This is a genomic window from Leptospira sp. WS58.C1, from assembly GCF_040833995.1.
GTDB lineage: Bacteria > Spirochaetota > Leptospiria > Leptospirales > Leptospiraceae > Leptospira_B > Leptospira_B cinconiae.
In genome coordinates this window covers 649,348-666,576 of sequence record NZ_CP162137.1, presented here as the reverse complement: position 1 = coordinate 666,576, position 17,229 = coordinate 649,348, and the positions used below count along the sequence as shown (strand labels likewise).

Below are 17,229 nucleotides of genomic sequence, written 5' to 3'. Positions count from 1 at the left end.
TAATCCTATTCGTCGGAAGTCATTTCTACCAGAAGTGCACCCATAGATCCGTAAAAAACTGCGAACGCCAAAATTAGAGAAAAAGAACCGACCAAGGCGGAAAAAGGTTGGGAGATAAATTTTCTCTCCGCTTCCATTCCATACAAAAATACCGGAATTGAAAGAGGTACGAGCAGCAACGGTAGAAGGATCTCTTTCAAACGGGAAGATAAACTGATATGGGAAAGACAAACTCCCAAGAAAGAAAGGCATAATAGACCGGGAAAGAAAAATACGATCTGTCTTCCGAATTCGTTTATATCCGCGGGAAACGAGGAAAACATCAATGCGAAAAGCCCCATCAAATAGATCGCGGCTGCAGCCAATGCGATGAACACTAAGATCGATTTAGAAAAATATAAAACCCAAGGAGAAATGAATAGTCTACTTGCGGTTCCCCCACCCGCTTCTCTTTCTTCCCAGGTGAATTGCCCGACTAATACGAATGAGGCGACAAATAGTATTGCCCATTTTAATCCGATGAGCGCGATCAGATCTATTTTTCCGTTCCTTTCCAATGCATAATGGAATAAAAACACCATCGCGGAAACTAAAACGAGTAATGATAAGATCCCATTACTTGCTTTTCCCAATAGACGGAACTCTTTTCTGATCAGAGCTAAGATCGCTTTCATTTGGAATTTTCTCCCAATTCCAAAAGTCTAAATTTTGCATTTAAACTAAAATTAGGATCGTGGGTCACCATGATAATGGAAGAAGTATCCAACACATTCTCTAAAACGGCTCTTGCCTTGGATTCTCCCTCGCTGTCCAAAGCGGTCAACGGTTCGTCCAAAAGATAGAGATCCACGTTAGGCAAAAGAGCACGGACAAGTGCCGCTTTCTGTTTCATTCCCCGCGAAAAAGAAGAAACAGGGTCCTTTCTTCTTTGCCAAAGACGAAAATCTTTCAGCCAGGAAACGATCTGGTCTTCGGGACGGCAATCTCCCGCGATACCTCTGAAATATTCCAGATTTTCTTCCAGACTTAAGGTAGTATATAAACCCAGATCATGCCCCAGGTAAGAAAGTTTAGGCGAAAAAGAAGGGAATTTGATCCGGTCCTTGAATTTATCGTGTTGCAAAATGGACTTGAGAAGCGTGGTCTTTCCGGAGCCGTTCATTCCTCTCACAAATAAAACCTCGTTCGGAAAAACGGAGAAGGAAACGTTCTTTAAAACCGATTTTCGTCCGATACTGTACGATAGGCCGGAACATTCCAATACTGGGATCGATGTTTGCGATGAGACCAATGAGGACAATTTCCCTTTTAAAAGAGTATTTACAAGGCTTAAATTTTGCCAAGCCACTCTGCATATTGCTGTTCTTGATCTTTCCCAATATCGCTTACGCACAATTCAAGATCGGAGACTCGGAGTACGCAGGGATACTCTGGGGAGAGAATGATTTTTTAGATCCTGAGTTTTACCAAGACGGGAGCCTGGCCCGCTCCGAACAGGACTTTATAGTGGCAGCCGGCAGACATTGGAAAGGAGCCCCCCCTCCTTCCAAAGCAAGTTTTGAATACGAAGGCAAACAGATCACAAATTGCGGGATCTTTAACAATGAAGCAGTTGGGTTATTACAGTCCGCAGATCCTAAAAAAAGAGAGAAGGCGATCTCCATGTTGGAAGCCGGGATGAGATTCGATCCTTCCTTCTTCGCCTTCAGATACAATTTAGGAAGAGCCTATCATATAGAAAAAAAATACCAAAAAGCGATATTCCAATACGAGTACGCGATCGCGGAAGTCCCTAAATATTACAGAACTTATTTACATTTGGGAGTCCTTTACGAACTTCTAAACGAACAGATCCAAGCAGTCATATATTATAAAAAAGCGGTGGAGCTGAACCAGTTCCAAACGGAGGCCTTGGTGCTTCTTGCGGAACATTATATCAAAACCGATCTGAAAAATAGGGCCCAGATTTATATTAAAAAAGCGTTATCCATAGACCAGAATAGCCCCGATGCTAAGCTCGGTTTAGCCCGCCTGGAGATTATGGGAGGAAGAGATTACTACGCGTATAAGATCTTCCGGAACACGGATCTTTACGACGACCAAGGGAAGAAGCGACCTTATAATAAAAAATTCCATTTCTACTTCGCGGAAACAGCAAGTAAGATAGGCGATTATGTCACGGCCGCAAAAGAATATGAAGAGTTGCTAAAATACCCAAACGACCCTTTTTTTACGGAATTCTCCCTGAAAATTATAGAAAGAAGAAGGGACCTGGCAAAAAGGTTCGCGGAAATCAAGGCCGCAGACGAGGAAGCGGAGAAGGAAGAAGGGCAATAACCTAAACCCGAAAAAGACTTGGCAAACCGAAAGAATTCGTCCAATCTTACGGACGGAGGATCCAATGAAAAACCAAACCAGGCTTTTCGCTTTGGCGACCCTCTTCTTCTTCGTTCCGTTATTGGCCCAACAAAAACAAAAGGTCAACGAGGCGGACGTATTTCAGGACGAAACCAGCGAGTACACCAAGTCCCTGAAAAAGATCATCGTAGGTCTGGAAACAACGATCAGCGAGAGATTAAAAGACTTGGAGCGCAAACACGATATCCTCGTGGTCCTGATGCCGAAGTATGAGAAACGCCAAACCATTGTCACGGAAGACATTCCTTTCCAAGTTGAAGACGGTTACGAGAGTAATTTGCTCAAGTACATCACATTCCAATTCAACGGTGGGAAGGTATCCGATATCACTCTAGCATCCGAAAGTAAGAGGATCTACTACGAGGTGATGTTCGAGAATAAGAAAATCGTCTTCAAACCGGCAGATTTAAAATCGAGCGAGGTCACCCACGAAGTTTTCGAAGCAACCGAAGTGACTAGACTCAACGAGATGTCTCTCGAAAACCAGATCAAAGCTCTCAGATTGTTAGAAGCAAGTCTTCGTTCTTCCATTTATCGGATAGACATTCTGTTAGCTTTGTATAAGGACAAAAAAGACCGCAAAAACTTGTATCATATCGAGTTCTAAAAAACTCTTCGATCTAGTTTTGTTGGAACCCCGAGGCGATATCAGCCTTGGGGTTTTTTATTTGAGATACTCTTTATTATAAAACTAAGATCCAATGGACCGTAGAGTAAAAGATCCCGCCGATTATCGCAGAAGATGCCGAGAATCGGAGTAAACCCGGAATGAATCCATCTGCAGTCTGGAATCGATCCCATAACCCGAGTCTCCTTTGCAATTTTCTTTCCTTACCGGGAGTCAGTTTAGGATAATCTTTCACCGGTACGGATGCTTTCGGAGCGGGCTCCACTTTTGCTTTTTTGTCCAAAGTCCAATTCAGGATCTTAGCTTCCACATTAAGTAACTCTTCCAAGGAAGTATAACGTAATTGCGACAAAGAGTTATACGTGAGATCTATCCAAGAGTCCACGACTTTTAACCATTCGTTCATATTTTCCCGTGTTGGAGGTACAAAGCCGAATTTCCCCAGTCCGGAGGCCCAAGAATCCACTCCCAAACGTTCTAAAAGTACAGAATCCAATTCTATTTTTTCCGCGTTTCTGAAAACGATCTCTAAAGCATTAAAAAGTTCGGTACCTGCTTTAACTAATCGATCCAATTCTCTGGAACTCACATCTCTATCCGCAGTCACAACTGCATACACGTTGTTCAACAATCCTCGAGCATCGTCCACATCCGTTCTAGAATGATCCGCATAATGTAATACTTCCAATAGTCCGGATAAATATTCCGGCCAACCTTTTCCGATTTCCTTTGCTGCCTGAAAAAATGCCGAATGGCAAAGTTTATCGTGTTCAGAAACTTTTCCCAAAACCTGTTCGTATTCTTCCCGAATCGATTCGATTACCTTAGGCAATTCTCTCTTTCTAATTTCGTTCCCTCGAAATCGAATGATCCCATCCGGCGGCACTAAAAATCCGTCTTTTAATGCGGAGAGTAACCCAAGTTCTCTTTCCAAATTCCTTAACTTTTCCAAATCTTCGGATAAGCTAGGAGGATATAATTCTCCCAAAGTTTTGGAAAGGGACTCGATCTTGTGATCCAAAAAATTTTCCGGCTTCTCCGCATAAAGGGTAAAGGAACGTCCTAGATACGCTCCTCGGTATTTACTATTCAAATATTCTTGTTGGTATTCCTCATCCAGCTTTCCAAGCAACCCTTCGTCGTTGGATACTTCTTCCGGAAAATTTAGAAGAAGTTTTTTCATAAAATTTGCCTTCAATTCTTCCGGATTGTCGAAGATCACCCAGCTTTCCCTATCATCCAGTTTCGCAGGGATATATCTTCTTTTAGCGTTATTCTCCCGCTCATGATTATAAGGATGTGTTGCCCACATCTTGGGAGGTTGTGCAATATCTGTTGTAAAAACCCGATGTTCGCTCGGATTTGTGTCCGGAAGAATAGCCACTCTGCAAAAACCCGGATCGTTCAAAATTCTACCCATATGATCTATAGTACGTAAATGAACGTTGAAAATATTCGCAGTGGCCTTATACTCTTGCGCTTGTCTGTAAAAAAAGTTCTGAGCGCTATCCCAAGTAGAATCTGCTGCTTGCAATTTATGTAATGCATGGATCAAGGCATCGCTCCCGGTTACGGAGACGGCAACCAAATCCGCCTGGAACTCCATTTCTCTGGAAAGTGCATGCTGAGCGATGAGTACCAAATTGAAAATAGATTCCAAAGAGGCTCTCAAAGACCAAATTGCCAAACGCAAAATCCAAAAGATCCAGGCTAGCCTAGGATCCGTATAAGACCAACTTTTCAGGAAATCGTCTAAAGCATCCCGTCTTGCAATGATATGAGCGGCAATTTGCTGAGCGATATAAACCCAATTTCCTACCGCCATACTTTTTTGAGCAAAATGTCCGAATTCGTGGGCCAGCACCGCTTTGAGTTCACTGATCGTAAGCACATTCACAAGCCCGAGACCGATCTCCAAATTTTTTTTGGATGGGAAGAAAAAATTCAAAATGGATAGATCATAGAATACGCAAGCATTGACCCTTGAGGAAAGAAACACTCTATGAGGCCTAGGCGCCCCAGTTTCATCCGCTAATCTATAAAGGAATCGAAATAGTTTAGGTTCACTTTCTTCCTTTACCTCATATTCTTGGGAAATTTCTCCTTTCTTTACAAAGAACAATGCCTTAATCATAAAAAAAGCGATCATACCGGAAGCCAAGGCGGAAATAAAAGTAAATAGATTCGAATTTCGAGAATGGAGACCTTCCGAAACCAAATAAAAAGTGGCCCATGTAAACCAAGTAGCGATCGCAATATACACGATTGCGAATCCGACAAGACCGGCTACGGACAACCATAGATTTCTTTTCTGATTTTTAGTAGGGATCGTCAGATCATTCGGAACATTAAGCGGGTTTTCGGGATATACAAAATCCATAAATTCTCTTCCTGCCATTCATGTGATAGTATAACAAATAAAGCTCGGATTAACAAATTCCCGACAAAAGAATCGATTTTTTTTAGGATCAAAAATACTTTTTATTGAGAGTCTATCGGAATACGACTTAACTTCTCCAATTCTAAAACCCTAGAACAGAATTTTCCCGCCGATTTTACATTATGGGTCACCCAAAGAATGGTCACCCCCTCTTTCTTATTCAGCTCGGAGAGAGCTTGTAAAACCTGATGATTCAAGATAGGATCTAAGGCGGAAGTAGCCTCATCCAAACATAAAATTTTAGGACGACAAAGTAACGCGCGAAGAAGTGAAAATCTTTGTAATTCCCCTCCCGAAAAAAAAGAAGGAAGACGATTTCGATCCTTAGCTTCCAAGCCTAAGAGCGGAAGCCATTTTTCCAACAAAGACACGTATAGGTTTTCTTCTTTGAATAATTGTAAAGGTTCTCTTAAACTTTTTTCCAAGGTCCAAATGGGATTAAAACCCAAAACAGGATCTTGGAAGACCGGTTGTATCCATTTGGCAGGAACTTCTTGTTTGGATTTTCCGAATATCCGAATGCGGCCTGTTTTTTTCCAGGAGGATGGGAGCGGAAGGTCTAATATAAGTCGTAAGAGTGTGGACTTTCCGGAACCGGAACGGCCCAAAATTCCGAGAAATTCTCCTGCCTCAACTTGAAGGTTCACCCCCGACAAGTAGGTCCTTTCGGAAGAAGTGAGGGAAACTTCTTCCAGAACGATGATCGGTTCTTTTTTCTCGGACACGGATACCGGTTTAGTGCTTGCTTAGAATTCTGACAACCAATCCCTTAAAGACATGAGTTTGAAAATTACGGAAGTAGGACCAAGAGATGGACTCCAAAATGAAAAGTCGGAGGTCCCCACAAAAGATAAACTAGTTTATATTCAAAAACTGGTTGCAGCCGGCCTAAAACATATAGAGGCCACTTCTTTCGTAAAAAAAGAAAATATTCCACAATTGGGAGACGCAAAAGAACTCTCCGCCTCTTTGGATCTGAAAGGAGATGTTCACTTTAGCGCGCTCACTCCGAATCTTAAAGGTTACCAAGCTGCAACCTCTTCCGGATTTAAAGAAGTAGCGGTATTCACAGCCGCCTCGGAATCATTCACTAAAAAAAATATCAATCGTAGCATCCAAGAGTCCATAGATGGATTTAAGGAAATTTTTGCGGAAGCAAAAAAAGACGGGGTATTAGTAAGAGGTTATGTTTCTACAGTAATCGATTGTCCTTACGAAGGAAAAATCGATCCGAAAAAGGTTTTAGAAGTTTCTAAAATACTTTTGGACCAAGGAGCGTACGAGATCTCGCTGGGAGAAACAATCGGCACGGCAGTCCCCGCAGAAGTGGAAAATTTACTCAACATTCTTCTGAAAGAAATCCCTGCGAATAAATTGGCAGGACATTTTCATGATACCTATGGAATGGCGATCTCGAACGTCCAAAAATCCTATGAGTTAGGAATTCGATCCTTCGATTCTTCTTCCGGAGGACTCGGAGGTTGTCCGTATGCGAAAGGCGCATCCGGAAACTTGGCTACAGAGGATTTGGTTTACTTCTTCCATAAGTCGGGAATCCAAACCGGAATAGATCTCTCAAAATTATTAGAGGCTTCCGCATTTATGGAAGGGATCTTACAAAGAAAACTAGCTTCTCGTTCCTATATCGCATTAAGAGCAAAAGTGGCTTCTTAAAAAGAAGTCGCTCGGAACTAAACATGCCTCCTTCTACCCTGCCAAAAGAGAAAAACCTCAAAAAAAGTTTCGATCTTTTGTACAGAAATTATACCAAACCTGAATTCTTAGACTCCGATCCGTTATTTTTATGTTATCTTTACGAATCACAGGAAGACAGGGAATTCGTAGGACTGTTATCCGCGTTATTCGCCTATGGGAATGTGACCGCGATCCGGGGTTTTCTTTCAAGACTTTTGGAACCGATGGGTAAACGACCCAAAGAATATCTATTAAATCATGGAACCAAGATCTGGAAAAACAAATTAGGACCTTATCGTTTCCAAAAAGAGAAGGATATTCTTCTATTCTTACAAGCGATCCGATTGGCTTACTTGGAAATAGAAAGATCGGGGGAAAAATTTTTAGAATCCTGGTTTAGTCCGATCCATCCTAAAGATACAGGTTTAGAAAAAAGGATCTCCGGTTTTCAATCCAGGCTTTCCGAAATTTTACGTTCATTGGATCCGGGTTGGAAGTCCTACGGTTTGGGCTTTTTGATCGGGCTCGGAAATCCTAAATCGGCACATAAACGTTATTGTATGTTCTTACGATGGATGGTCCGTAAAGAAGAACCGGACCTGGGTTTGTACAAGAACATACAGGCATTCGAATTATTATTTCCTTTAGATACTCATATCAATCGTCTTTCTAATATTTTGGGAATTACGGAAAGAAGGACTTCCGATCTCAAAAAATCCAGAGAGGTCACCGATTATTTCCAAAAGTTTTATCCGGAAGATCCGTTGAGAATGGACTTTGCTCTTTGTAGGCTTGGGATCTTACGTAAATGTAAAAGTGTTTATATCGCCGAGCTATGTGAGTCTTGCGATTTGAAAAAAGTCTGTAGGATTTATGGGAAGAAAAAGAAGAGAGTTGGTACCGCCACGGAGAATTGAACTCCGGTTACCAGGATGAAAACCTGGTGTCCTAACCACTAGACGATGGCGGCGTTTAATTTAGCTCAAGCCTTGAGTCGTTTGGGATTCGAACCCAAGACCCTCTCATTAAAAGTGAGATGCTCTACCGACTGAGCTAACGACTCGAACGTAAGAACACGATATTTTTCGGCCCTCGCTGGTCAAACGAATTTCCAATAGTTTTTTACCAGTTTGGAGAAGTTTCTAAACGAAAAAAATATAGTCGCTTCTCTCCTGAAGCCCGCTTGCGAAGGCGAACTAGATGAAAATTTTTGTCCAATTTTAGAATCCGGAAGCGATCGTATCCTTTCTGTCCGGTCCGGTGGAGATCAAATCGATACGAACTCCTATCAATTTTTCCAAGGCACGGATATAGTCCTTACAAGTGGAAGGAAGTTTATCGAACTCTCCGATCCCGGTGATATCGGTTTTCCAACCGGGAAATTCTTCGTAAATCACCTTTACTTGATCTAGTCCTTGAGAAGGGAAACAATCCAGTTTTTTACCGTTCCTTTCGTAAGCAACTGCCACAGGAATTTTATCGTAAGCGGAAAGAACATCTATCTTAGTAAGTGCAATGGATGTAAGTCCGTTGATACGGACGGCATGTCTGAGTACTTCCGTATCGAACCAACCGCAGCGTCTAGGTCTTCCGGTAGTAGCGCCGTATTCCGCACCGAGAGTTCTGAGTTTTTCTCCTTCTTCTCCGTGAAGTTCCGTAGGAAAAGGACCTTCTCCCACTCTGGTGGTATAGGCTTTCGTAATTCCGATCACGTTTTTCAGATGATGGAATGCGATTCCGGATCCGATGAACGCTCCACCCGTTGTCGGATTGGAACTAGTCACATACGGATATGTACCAAAGTCCACATCCAATCCGGTTCCTTGTGCACCTTCCAAGAGAACTTTTTTACCGGCCTTCAATTGGGATTCCAAATAATACGGAGTATTTATAATATTCTTTTGGATCTTAGAATAAAATCTTTTTATATTCTCTAAAATTTCTTTGGTGGAGATCTCTTCTACATCATAGAGTTTAACGAGCTCTTTATTTTTTTCATCCACCAGATGTTGTAGTCTGGTCTCGAAATCGTTTTCGAGAAGATCCCCTACCCTAAGGCCGATCCTCATCATCTTATCTGCATAACAGATACCGATCCCTTTTTTAGTGGTACCGATCTTACGATCCGGAGCACAGGAACTTTCTCTAGCGGAATCAATGAGTCCATGGAATGGAAAAAGTAAGTGGCAAGCATCGCTGATCAAAAGTTTTTCATACACTGGAAAACCTTCCGCCTGAAGTTTGTCACATTCTTCTATAAAGAACATAGGATCTAAGACCACGCCGTTTCCGATCACACAGATGGTTTGGTCGTAGATGACTCCGGAAGGGACCAAATGAAAAACGTATTTTTTACCGTGAACCACCACTGTATGTCCAGCGTTGGCTCCGCCCTGGTAACGTACTATGATATCCGTATCTTTGGAAAGGTAATCGATTACTTTTGCTTTCCCTTCGTCCCCCCATTGGGTTCCGACCACTAATGTTGCGGGCATTGGATTATTCCTTCATTCCTGTTTCTTTTGTATATAATTTCAATTTTTGCATATAATTACAGTCGGTCCAATCGATTGACATGTCTCTTATTTGGATCTCCGCCAAAATTGCCTTTTACCGATTGGTCCAACACCGCTTCCAATGCATCTACATTGATCGCATATCCGCAGGCGTCTTTTTGGGTTCCGGAGAATAATTCGTACAAATGGTCGTAAGCTCCTCCGGTTAGAACAGGTTCCGAACTTCCGGAAACATACCCTTGGAAAACGAATCCGGTATAATATTCCAAATCCGGAATAAGAGTATAATCGGAACAGAATTCCACACCTGGAGTTTCGCCGAGTGAACCTATAATTTCCGCCGTTTCAGCGATAATCTTTTGGAAAGAATTAGAAAGTCCTAAAGAAGCGAATTTTTTGCTTAGATCTTCCTTATGAGAAACAAATCCCAAACACAAAGATTCTAAAACCGGAAATATCCTGGAAGCGTTTCGGCTTTCCAGAAAACGACTGATCTCCGGAAGATTCTTCCTATATAATAAAAACGACAATTGCCTTTTTTCAGCTCTGGAAAGTTCCAAAGACTCCAGAACGGAATGAAAAACCCCGACGTTACCGAGCACTACGGTTAATGGCGAACGCAGTTTAATTCCGGAGAATAATCCGGAAATCTCTTTCAAAATTCCTAAAATAGCCGGAGCACCGGAACCGCCTATATGTTCCGCGCCCACTTGTAGGATCTCCTTTCTAGAACCGCTTTTACGTCCGTAGTCCCTGAAAATTTTTCCCTGATAAAAAATACGTTGGTTTTCTTTGCGGTGCGCAAAACCTGCCATACCTTTTACAGCTTGGACGGTTAGATCAGCGCTGGGAGAGATCTCATTTCCATCGGAATCCCTGAATCGATATAGAGCAGAGGAGTCTTCCGCCGACATGGTAAGCAAAAAAGAAGATGAATAATCAAAAGAAGGTAAAAATACCTCAGAGTACTTGAATTCTTGGAGCTTGGAACTCAGGGAATTTAGAAGTTCCCTTCTTTCCGAACTCTCGTTCGGTCCGAAAAAATGAAATCCGTCCGGGATCCATTTTTTCTCACTAAACTCTGGAGGATTATGTGTCATCTGTTCTTTACGAAAAGCCCCAAAGAACAGTTCCTTTTGGCTAGGGTAGAATTCAAATCGTTTTTCCCAAAAAATAGAATGACAATAAGCCTTCCAAGGATAGAAAGTATTCTCCGGAAATCGTGTATCGAACCTTAAAGTTCGAGCTCTAAGCACCGAAACCAGATTAACCGCAAGACCTAAAGACAGAGACGTATCATGGCAGAAAAAGAACAATCCGTCGGAAGATGGCAGAAGGAATTCTTCGAGAACATTCACCTATTCAAAAGATCAGGGATGAGCGAAGAAGAGGCGAAAAAGATACTTCAGAAATTTCTTTATCTTTGTTCCGTTACTCCGATGCCTCCGGTCATGGATGTTTTTAAGGATCCGTCCTCTTTGGAAAGAATAGGTGTGTACACCCCGCCTGAAAAGAAAGCCAGAGAGTTCATGATCGAATTTCTTTCTCCCATCATGAAATTTTTTACGGTAGAAGGCATCGAAAACTTAAGCGCAGTAAAACCTTTGATCGGAAAATACCCGGTTACCTTGATTTCCAACCACCTCAGCCATTTGGACGCTCCTGCAATCTTCCAACTATTATATCATGCTTCGCCGGAAGGTAGAGAAGTCGCGGAACAATTGGTGTTTATCGCGGGACGATTGGCTTACGAACCTGATTTTACTAGGCTCGGACTCTATATGTTCGGAACTCTTTTGGTCTGCTCCAAAAGAGACATGGCGGATAACCCGAGTCTTTCCGATGTGATGACCAAAATTAATATGAGGGCCTTTAGACATTCTCAAAAACTGCAACAGGAAGGAAAGATCGCTGCCATCTTCCCGGAAGGAACCCGATCCAGGGACGGAAGACTGATGCCTTTTGTGGACACTGTCTATCACTATGTTGCGAATAAGGTTATTCTTCCCATTTCTTTGGAGAAGACGGACAAGATCCTTCCTACCACAAGTTTACTCTTCAACCAAGTAGCGGGTAAACTTACCATCGGCAAACCGGTATTAGTCGGGGAATTATCCAAAAAGGAAATGGCCCATTTCCCTAAAGATATAGAACATCTTCCTTTCCCGGAACATGGAGACAAAAAACAATTCCTGATCGATAATTTAGCTCTGCTTGTAGGACAAAATCTGAACAAACACCAACATGGTATTTATAGGAACTTGTATAGTGCGGATGCCAGGGACCAAAACAAACTGATCAAAGTCCCGAAAGAACCGAAAGAAAAAGTGGTAGTGATCGGAAACAGCAGTATGGGAATTGCGATAGCAACCGTATTGGCGAATAAAGATATCAGCGTTCTAGTCTATCATCCGGACCAAGAATACACATCTCAGTCCAATGCGGAAAGAAGGGATCTCAGAACGTATTCCCTTTATAAACTTCCTCCGAACCTGACATTCACCTCCGATCCGGAAGAATTAAAAACCGCAACCTTGTTTATCCAAGGGACCAATCCTTGGGAATTGCATACGATTTATCCGGATCTGCAACCTTATCTTTCTAAGAACAAGGCTCCATTTTTCAATATTATCAAAGGATTTACGAGTGCAGGTTTAATCCTGGACGATCTACAACACGGTTTAGGTATAGAAGACGACAGGATCGGAGTGATTTCCGGGGCTTCTTATCCGGATCAGATCATGGAAAGAAAAATTTCAGGATTCGAGATCGCGGCAGTGAACGAAAGTCTGATCCCTCGTATTCAAAAATTATTAACTACAGGTTATATTTTTCCGAGACCTGCGATCATTCCTACGGACGTAAAGGGAGTCCAGCTTGGCGGGGCGCTCAAAACAATTTACGCTTTGGTAATGGGAATTGTAGAAGGTTATTTCCAACAGACTCTGGGTGGGAATGTGGACAATTCACTCTTCCATCTTTCCAATCGTTTCTTTAACGAGATGGTAAAAGTGGGAGTGCAGATGGGAGGAAAACCGGAAACATTCCAAGGTCTATCCGGTTTGACCGACTTTATGTTATCTTGTTTCGGAACGGATGCAAAAGACAGAAAGACCGGATACGATATAGCAAACGGTCATCCTTCCGAAAAGATGTCTAACGGATTCTATGGATTGAAGGTAATGCCGAACCTAATGAAAATCGATCCAAACGAGGTCCCTATCATGTATGCCGCTTACGAGGTGGTCATCAATAAAAAAGACGTTCGTAAGGTGGCGGAAGGAATGGAAGAAAGACTTTCGAGAGTTTAATCTCTCGTCAGTCTTGCATTTTATCGTCCGTTTACGAAAATTTGTAGTAGTCCTTCTGCAAGCGCTTCTATCTCGGAGGCTCTTTCTTTCAGAAGTCGGAACGTTTTTTGTAATGCGATTTCCATTTCTTCTTTGGGAACTCCGAATGTAGTCAGGCCCAATTGTATGACCGTAGCCATCATTCTGAGTCTGTCAATTTTTCCGGAATACACCATTTCTTCCAAAAGGCTTTGAAATACTCCTCTGAAAGCCAAAGTACGGATCAAGTATTCTTGTTCGTCGAATTCAGGATTATATTTTTCGAATAAAGCTTTGCTTCTATGAGAACCGCGGTTCCCGATCATATCGGTAACACCTTGGGTCTTATACGCCGCCAAGTAAGTTTCCGCGATGGTAATTTTTTTCTGGCAAAGATAAAATTGTAATCCGACTTCCATTGCAAAAACCAAAGGAGGATCCATTTCGCCGACCAGACGTTCTGCGGTCTCACCCGCTTCGTTGAATACTTCGCTTGCGATCGCGAGGAGTATCTCTTCCTTATTCTTGAAAAAATGATATAAGCTTCCCGTAGTGATCTCTGCTTCCTCGATGATCCTACGAATGGTTGCCTTTTCATATCCTTCGCTTACGAAAAGTTTTCGGGATACTTCTAAAATTTTCCCCCGAACTCGATTGGACTGTTCTATTCTCTTCATTTGTTGACACCCTGCCTGAACCGAGTTCGCGAATAATATTTTTGAATCTCAAAAATATCCATACACTATTGTTCATTTCACAAAGAATCCCTTATGGGATACACTCGGTCCTTTTTATTTATATTCCTTCTCTAAACGTACACTATCGATAAGCATCTAATTTTAGGCTTCAATATCCTCCCCCCTTTTATGGCAGGATATTATATGTATTTAAGATTGCGTAATGCGCTTTATTAGCCTCGTATAATTTTTTGAACACGGAAAAATTCCGATCATAAACCGGTTTGTTCGCCGGATTCGGGATCCATCTTTGCTTACTAGGTATTAAATTTTTGATCTCTTCGAAAGAATGAATTTTACCTAATCCTAATGCAGCGATCGCTGCCGCTCCCGTTGCTCCTGCATTTTGAGGATGGTCGATAGTTTCTATCGTTTTGCCCGTAATATCCGCCAAGATCTGGCAAATGATAGGAGAACGTGCCACCCCGCCCACAAATCGGACGGTGGAAGAAGCAGGGACTTTAGCCTGAGATAATTCTAAGATCCAGCGTTTATGAAAGGAAATCCCTTCGATCACGGACCGGATCAGTTTTCTTTTTCCCGTATCCAGACCTATATTAAAAAACATTCCTCTTGCTGCAGGGTCTTCGAACGGACAACGGTTTCCATGCAGCCAAGGAGTGAAGATCACCCCGTCGCTTCCAGCGGGAGTATCCTTGATAGATTCGAATAAGAATGCGAAAAGGCTTTCGTGAACCGCATCCTCTCCTTCCGTTACATTCTTTTTTTCTAAATAAACATCTATCTCGTCCAGGGCAAGATGGTCCTTAACCCATTGCAGACATTTACCCGAGGTTTCCTGTTCTCCGAAATAATTATAATAACCCGCTCTAGCACCTACGATAGACGCTATCCTCGCATTGATATCCACAGTCCTTTTTTTAGTTACCGTAGAGACCCAACCGGAAGTTCCCGCATAAATATGAGTGTCACCTTCTTCTACCGCGCCGGCTCCGATACCGATCAGAGTGGCATCCCCTCCTCCGCCGAAAACCGCAGTTCCTTCTTTGAGCCCTAGTTCTTTTGCAGAAATCTCGGTCAGTCCGCCGATTAGGTCCGTGGATTGGATGAGATCGGGAAGATGTTCCGGACGGACTCCGAACATTTTACAGAGTCCCTTATGCCAACGGCTTTTTCCAGGACGAGAATCATATAAGAAAGTTGCAAACGCGGAATCCAAGGTCATGGTAGCTCTGCCGGTACATCTGGTAGTCAGATAATCTTTCACATCCAACCACTTATGGACTCTCGCAAATTTTTCGGCTTCTTTTGCCTCGACCCATTTATATTTCCATAATGGATCTTTTACACTTCCGGCAACCGCTCCGGTGATCTGTAAGGAACGAAGAAGTTTATAAGCATTTAAACCTTCTATCTTGATCCCATGCTCTATCCCTTTTTTCATTTCTTCGCCGGCTCTTTGGTCCATATAACTCATTGCCGGACGGACCGGTTTTAGATCCTTATCCACTAAAACGAGACCTTGCATTTGGGAACAAAAAGAGATCCCACGAATTTCAGCCGGATCGAGTTTGGATTCTTTTAAGACTTGGGCAGTGGTATCTCTCATAGAATTCCACCAATCTTGAGGGTCTTGTTCCACTCCTCCTCCCTCTAAAAGAGTGAGTCCGTATTCTTGGCTAGCGGAATGTACAAGAGTCAGTCTATTACCAATTTCAAATAGGCAAGTTTTGGTCCCGGTAGTTCCTATATCGTAAGCCAAAACATAGACTTTTGATTTCATGCAGTAGATCCTCCGAGGCCCAGCAGTGGCAATATGCCAGATGAGTGAGCGCTCACTCATCTGGAGAATGAAAAGGCCTCCCAAAAGGGCAATCCTTTTTTCTAGAATGTTTTCTAGAATAAGGAGGCGGTTATATACGATTGTCCTTTCGTGTCAACAGAATCGCGTCAGACGACCGCGACAGCGATGCGCAGGACTTTAGTCCGGGCTTTGCCCGGATGAGCGCGAATGCGCGAATCCGAAGCAGCGCGATCTCTCGCGAAGCGAGAGAGTCGCACTAACTCATCCAATAAAGAAATTATCTACCTATGATCCCTTCCGCTTCCGGTTTGAATCTATAGATATAGTAAGGTCCTCTACTTAAGATCGTACTATCTAATTGTAAAAAGACTTCGTTTAATGCACTACAAGTTAGATACATATATCCGTCCGGGGCATAGCTGAATCCATCGGGCCAACGAAAACTTGGATCCTTAAATAATGTGGTAATCTTCTTATCCGGATCAATCAGGTTCACCGCAGAATGCTCCGCATCGGTCACATAAATATTCCCACCTGTATCGATGCTGATACCGTCGCTCATTGTTTTTAAAGAATATTCTTCCACCTGCGCCGCTAATTGGGCTGCGGTTAGTGTAGAATCCCGTAAAACGGTGGTTTTAGCACGGTATAGTTCTCCAGAAGTGAAAGGAGCGAAATATAACCATTCTCTATTTTGGTCCAATGCTATGGAGTCCGCATTGAATATAATAGAAACCCCCGCCACTTGAAAGGGAGCTCCGTTCACAACAATCTCGTTTCTTTCCCCTACTACGGAAACATGGTCTTTTAGAAGCCTTCTTGCTTTTTTGGTTGCGATATCATAAACCACTAAACCAGGATCGGGGATCAAAGGACTTGTATCCGTAATAAAGATAGTCTCAGTTACCGTATCGATCTGCATATCATTGAGCAAAGAATCCTTAGGTGCGATCGAAACGGGGAATTCATACTCGTGGATCGTAGCTCCCGTTTCTATATCGAATGCGTAAACTTTCGGTCTTGTTAATCCTAAATTGCCGTAATCCAGGGTCCAGAGCCGATTCTTATCATCCACTCTCACCGATAGGACAGTGTTAAAATTTTTCTGGAAGTTCTGGTTCGGGAAAGGAAGAACCTGACCGTTCTTTAACTCCGCTACTTTGATCGGGGGAGATCCTTGAGGAAAGAAGGAGAAGAAGATCCTTCCGGAAGCGGAAGCGCTAATATTGCCGGGAGGACGATCCAATTGGATCACTTTTTCCAGGGAAGTATTCGGATATTTTGGTAACGTTGTCCTATCTTCTAAATTTCCTGTTTCACATTTTATAATGGTAGAAACCAATACAAAGACCAAAGCCCATTTTTTTAACATAAATTTTCTCCACTACCTCATATCATAAGGCAAAAAAGAAAACGGTCGTCCGCATTGTTTAAGTCGAACGTCCGAATTTAAGAAGTCGGTCCTTCTTTTAAAATCGAAACTTACAACTTTCTTATTTCTTAAAGTACTATCTCACACATACAACCTGTAGTAATGTAAAAAAGAACGGAATTATAGGACCGAATTACCTCGCACTTATATGCGTCTTACATTTCACGAAATCACTTATTCGCATAATATTTAAGTCGTTATAATTAGGAATGAAAATAGCGGGTACTTCTTATTCCAAAATTATAATTTGCTTGGAACTAGAACATACA

At 42.4% G+C, this 17,229-nt stretch carries 14 protein-coding genes and 2 tRNA genes; 5 read left to right on the top strand and 11 right to left on the bottom strand.

Annotated elements, in window-relative coordinates; genetic code table 11:
* Positions 1–5: 5 nt before the first annotated feature.
* Together AB3N61_RS03065 and AB3N61_RS03060 are read right to left on the bottom strand one after the other, a co-directional pair.
* Positions 6–674 (bottom strand): heme exporter protein CcmB, encoded by a 669-nt coding sequence (locus AB3N61_RS03065; RefSeq protein ID WP_367898451.1) that lies wholly within the window; start codon positions 672–674, stop codon positions 6–8.
* A complete protein-coding gene (locus tag AB3N61_RS03060; RefSeq protein WP_036088924.1) occupies positions 671–1,291 on the bottom strand; it encodes an ABC transporter ATP-binding protein in 621 nt (206 codons plus the stop codon). The genes AB3N61_RS03065 and AB3N61_RS03060 overlap by 4 nt, the downstream gene beginning before the upstream one ends.
* On the opposite strand from AB3N61_RS03060, the gene AB3N61_RS03055 reads away from it, so the two are divergent.
* Together AB3N61_RS03055 and AB3N61_RS03050 are read left to right on the top strand one after the other, a co-directional pair.
* A complete protein-coding gene (locus AB3N61_RS03055) occupies positions 1,291–2,337 on the top strand; it encodes a tetratricopeptide repeat protein (protein ID WP_367898450.1) in 1,047 nt (348 codons plus the stop codon). The genes AB3N61_RS03060 and AB3N61_RS03055 overlap by 1 nt on opposite strands.
* Before the next feature lie 64 nt (positions 2,338–2,401).
* Positions 2,402–3,025, top strand: a complete 624-nt coding sequence (locus AB3N61_RS03050; RefSeq protein WP_020768682.1) for a hypothetical protein — start codon at positions 2,402–2,404, stop codon at positions 3,023–3,025.
* 76 nt (positions 3,026–3,101) lie between these two features.
* On the opposite strand, the gene AB3N61_RS03045 is transcribed toward AB3N61_RS03050, so the two are convergent.
* Together AB3N61_RS03045 and AB3N61_RS03040 are read right to left on the bottom strand one after the other, a co-directional pair.
* Positions 3,102–5,426, bottom strand: a complete 2,325-nt coding sequence (locus tag AB3N61_RS03045) for a M48 family metallopeptidase (RefSeq protein ID WP_367898449.1) — start codon at positions 5,424–5,426, stop codon at positions 3,102–3,104.
* 101 nt (positions 5,427–5,527) lie between these two features.
* The gene (locus tag AB3N61_RS03040; protein WP_367898448.1) at positions 5,528–6,211 is read right to left on the bottom strand and encodes an ATP-binding cassette domain-containing protein; all 684 of its coding nucleotides are present in this window, start codon (positions 6,209–6,211) and stop codon (positions 5,528–5,530) included.
* A gap of 52 nt (positions 6,212–6,263) precedes the next feature.
* On the opposite strand from AB3N61_RS03040, the gene AB3N61_RS03035 reads away from it, so the two are divergent.
* Positions 6,264–7,160: a hydroxymethylglutaryl-CoA lyase gene (locus AB3N61_RS03035; protein ID WP_020768579.1), complete on the top strand. Its 897-nt coding sequence runs from the start codon at positions 6,264–6,266 to the stop codon at positions 7,158–7,160.
* A 23-nt stretch (positions 7,161–7,183) separates the two neighbouring features.
* Complete coding sequence (locus AB3N61_RS03030; protein WP_367898447.1) at positions 7,184–8,098, top strand: TIGR02757 family protein; 915 nt, start codon at positions 7,184–7,186, stop codon at positions 8,096–8,098.
* Here the strand turns inward: AB3N61_RS03030 and AB3N61_RS03025 are convergent.
* From AB3N61_RS03025 to AB3N61_RS03010, 4 genes are all read right to left on the bottom strand, one after another.
* Positions 8,077–8,151, bottom strand: a tRNA-Glu gene (locus AB3N61_RS03025). The two genes, AB3N61_RS03030 and AB3N61_RS03025, sit on opposite strands and share 22 nt — an antisense overlap.
* A gap of 20 nt (positions 8,152–8,171) precedes the next feature.
* Positions 8,172–8,244: transfer RNA gene (locus AB3N61_RS03020), tRNA-Lys, on the bottom strand.
* A 157-nt stretch (positions 8,245–8,401) separates the two neighbouring features.
* Positions 8,402–9,676: an adenylosuccinate synthase gene (locus AB3N61_RS03015; protein ID WP_020768624.1), complete on the bottom strand. Its 1,275-nt coding sequence runs from the start codon at positions 9,674–9,676 to the stop codon at positions 8,402–8,404.
* Between the two features lie 56 nt (positions 9,677–9,732).
* Complete coding sequence (locus AB3N61_RS03010) at positions 9,733–10,797, bottom strand: ATP phosphoribosyltransferase regulatory subunit (protein WP_367898446.1); 1,065 nt, start codon at positions 10,795–10,797, stop codon at positions 9,733–9,735.
* Between the two features lie 198 nt (positions 10,798–10,995).
* Here AB3N61_RS03010 and AB3N61_RS03005 point away from each other — a divergent pair, with 198 nt between their 5' ends.
* Entirely contained in the window at positions 10,996–13,008 is a 2,013-nt protein-coding gene (locus tag AB3N61_RS03005; protein WP_020768626.1) for a 1-acyl-sn-glycerol-3-phosphate acyltransferase, read from the top strand.
* Between the two features lie 20 nt (positions 13,009–13,028).
* Here the strand turns inward: AB3N61_RS03005 and AB3N61_RS03000 are convergent, their stop codons facing one another.
* The 3 genes from AB3N61_RS03000 to AB3N61_RS02990 all read right to left on the bottom strand — a co-directional run bounded on the left by AB3N61_RS03000 (position 13,029) and on the right by AB3N61_RS02990 (position 16,900).
* Positions 13,029–13,703: a TetR/AcrR family transcriptional regulator gene (locus AB3N61_RS03000; RefSeq protein ID WP_020768617.1), complete on the bottom strand. Its 675-nt coding sequence runs from the start codon at positions 13,701–13,703 to the stop codon at positions 13,029–13,031.
* A 187-nt stretch (positions 13,704–13,890) separates the two neighbouring features.
* Entirely contained in the window at positions 13,891–15,507 is a 1,617-nt protein-coding gene (locus AB3N61_RS02995) for a xylulokinase (RefSeq protein WP_020768672.1), read from the bottom strand.
* 298 nt (positions 15,508–15,805) lie between these two features.
* Complete coding sequence (locus AB3N61_RS02990; protein ID WP_020768569.1) at positions 15,806–16,900, bottom strand: L-dopachrome tautomerase-related protein; 1,095 nt, start codon at positions 16,898–16,900, stop codon at positions 15,806–15,808.
* Positions 16,901–17,229: the final 329 nt, after the last annotated feature.

What these genes read in the sequence shown, in the direction of transcription:
- AB3N61_RS03065 (WP_367898451.1), bottom strand. Translation starts at nt 674, where the DNA reads ATGAAAGCGATCTTAGCTCTGATCAGAAAAGAGTTCCGTCTATTGGGA.
- AB3N61_RS03055 (WP_367898450.1), top strand. Translation starts at nt 1,291, where the DNA reads ATGAGGACAATTTCCCTTTTAAAAGAGTATTTACAAGGCTTAAATTTT.
- AB3N61_RS03050 (WP_020768682.1), top strand. Translation starts at nt 2,402, where the DNA reads ATGAAAAACCAAACCAGGCTTTTCGCTTTGGCGACCCTCTTCTTCTTC.
- AB3N61_RS03045 (WP_367898449.1), bottom strand. Translation starts at nt 5,426, where the DNA reads ATGGATTTTGTATATCCCGAAAACCCGCTTAATGTTCCGAATGATCTG.
- AB3N61_RS03035 (WP_020768579.1), top strand. Translation starts at nt 6,264, where the DNA reads ATGAGTTTGAAAATTACGGAAGTAGGACCAAGAGATGGACTCCAAAAT.
- AB3N61_RS03030 (WP_367898447.1), top strand. Translation starts at nt 7,184, where the DNA reads ATGCCTCCTTCTACCCTGCCAAAAGAGAAAAACCTCAAAAAAAGTTTC.
- AB3N61_RS03015 (WP_020768624.1), bottom strand. Translation starts at nt 9,676, where the DNA reads ATGCCCGCAACATTAGTGGTCGGAACCCAATGGGGGGACGAAGGGAAA.
- AB3N61_RS03010 (WP_367898446.1), bottom strand. Translation starts at nt 10,797, where the DNA reads ATGACACATAATCCTCCAGAGTTTAGTGAGAAAAAATGGATCCCGGAC.
- AB3N61_RS03005 (WP_020768626.1), top strand. Translation starts at nt 10,996, where the DNA reads ATGGCAGAAAAAGAACAATCCGTCGGAAGATGGCAGAAGGAATTCTTC.
- AB3N61_RS03000 (WP_020768617.1), bottom strand. Translation starts at nt 13,703, where the DNA reads ATGAAGAGAATAGAACAGTCCAATCGAGTTCGGGGGAAAATTTTAGAA.
- AB3N61_RS02995 (WP_020768672.1), bottom strand. Translation starts at nt 15,507, where the DNA reads ATGAAATCAAAAGTCTATGTTTTGGCTTACGATATAGGAACTACCGGG.
- AB3N61_RS02990 (WP_020768569.1), bottom strand. Translation starts at nt 16,900, where the DNA reads ATGTTAAAAAAATGGGCTTTGGTCTTTGTATTGGTTTCTACCATTATA.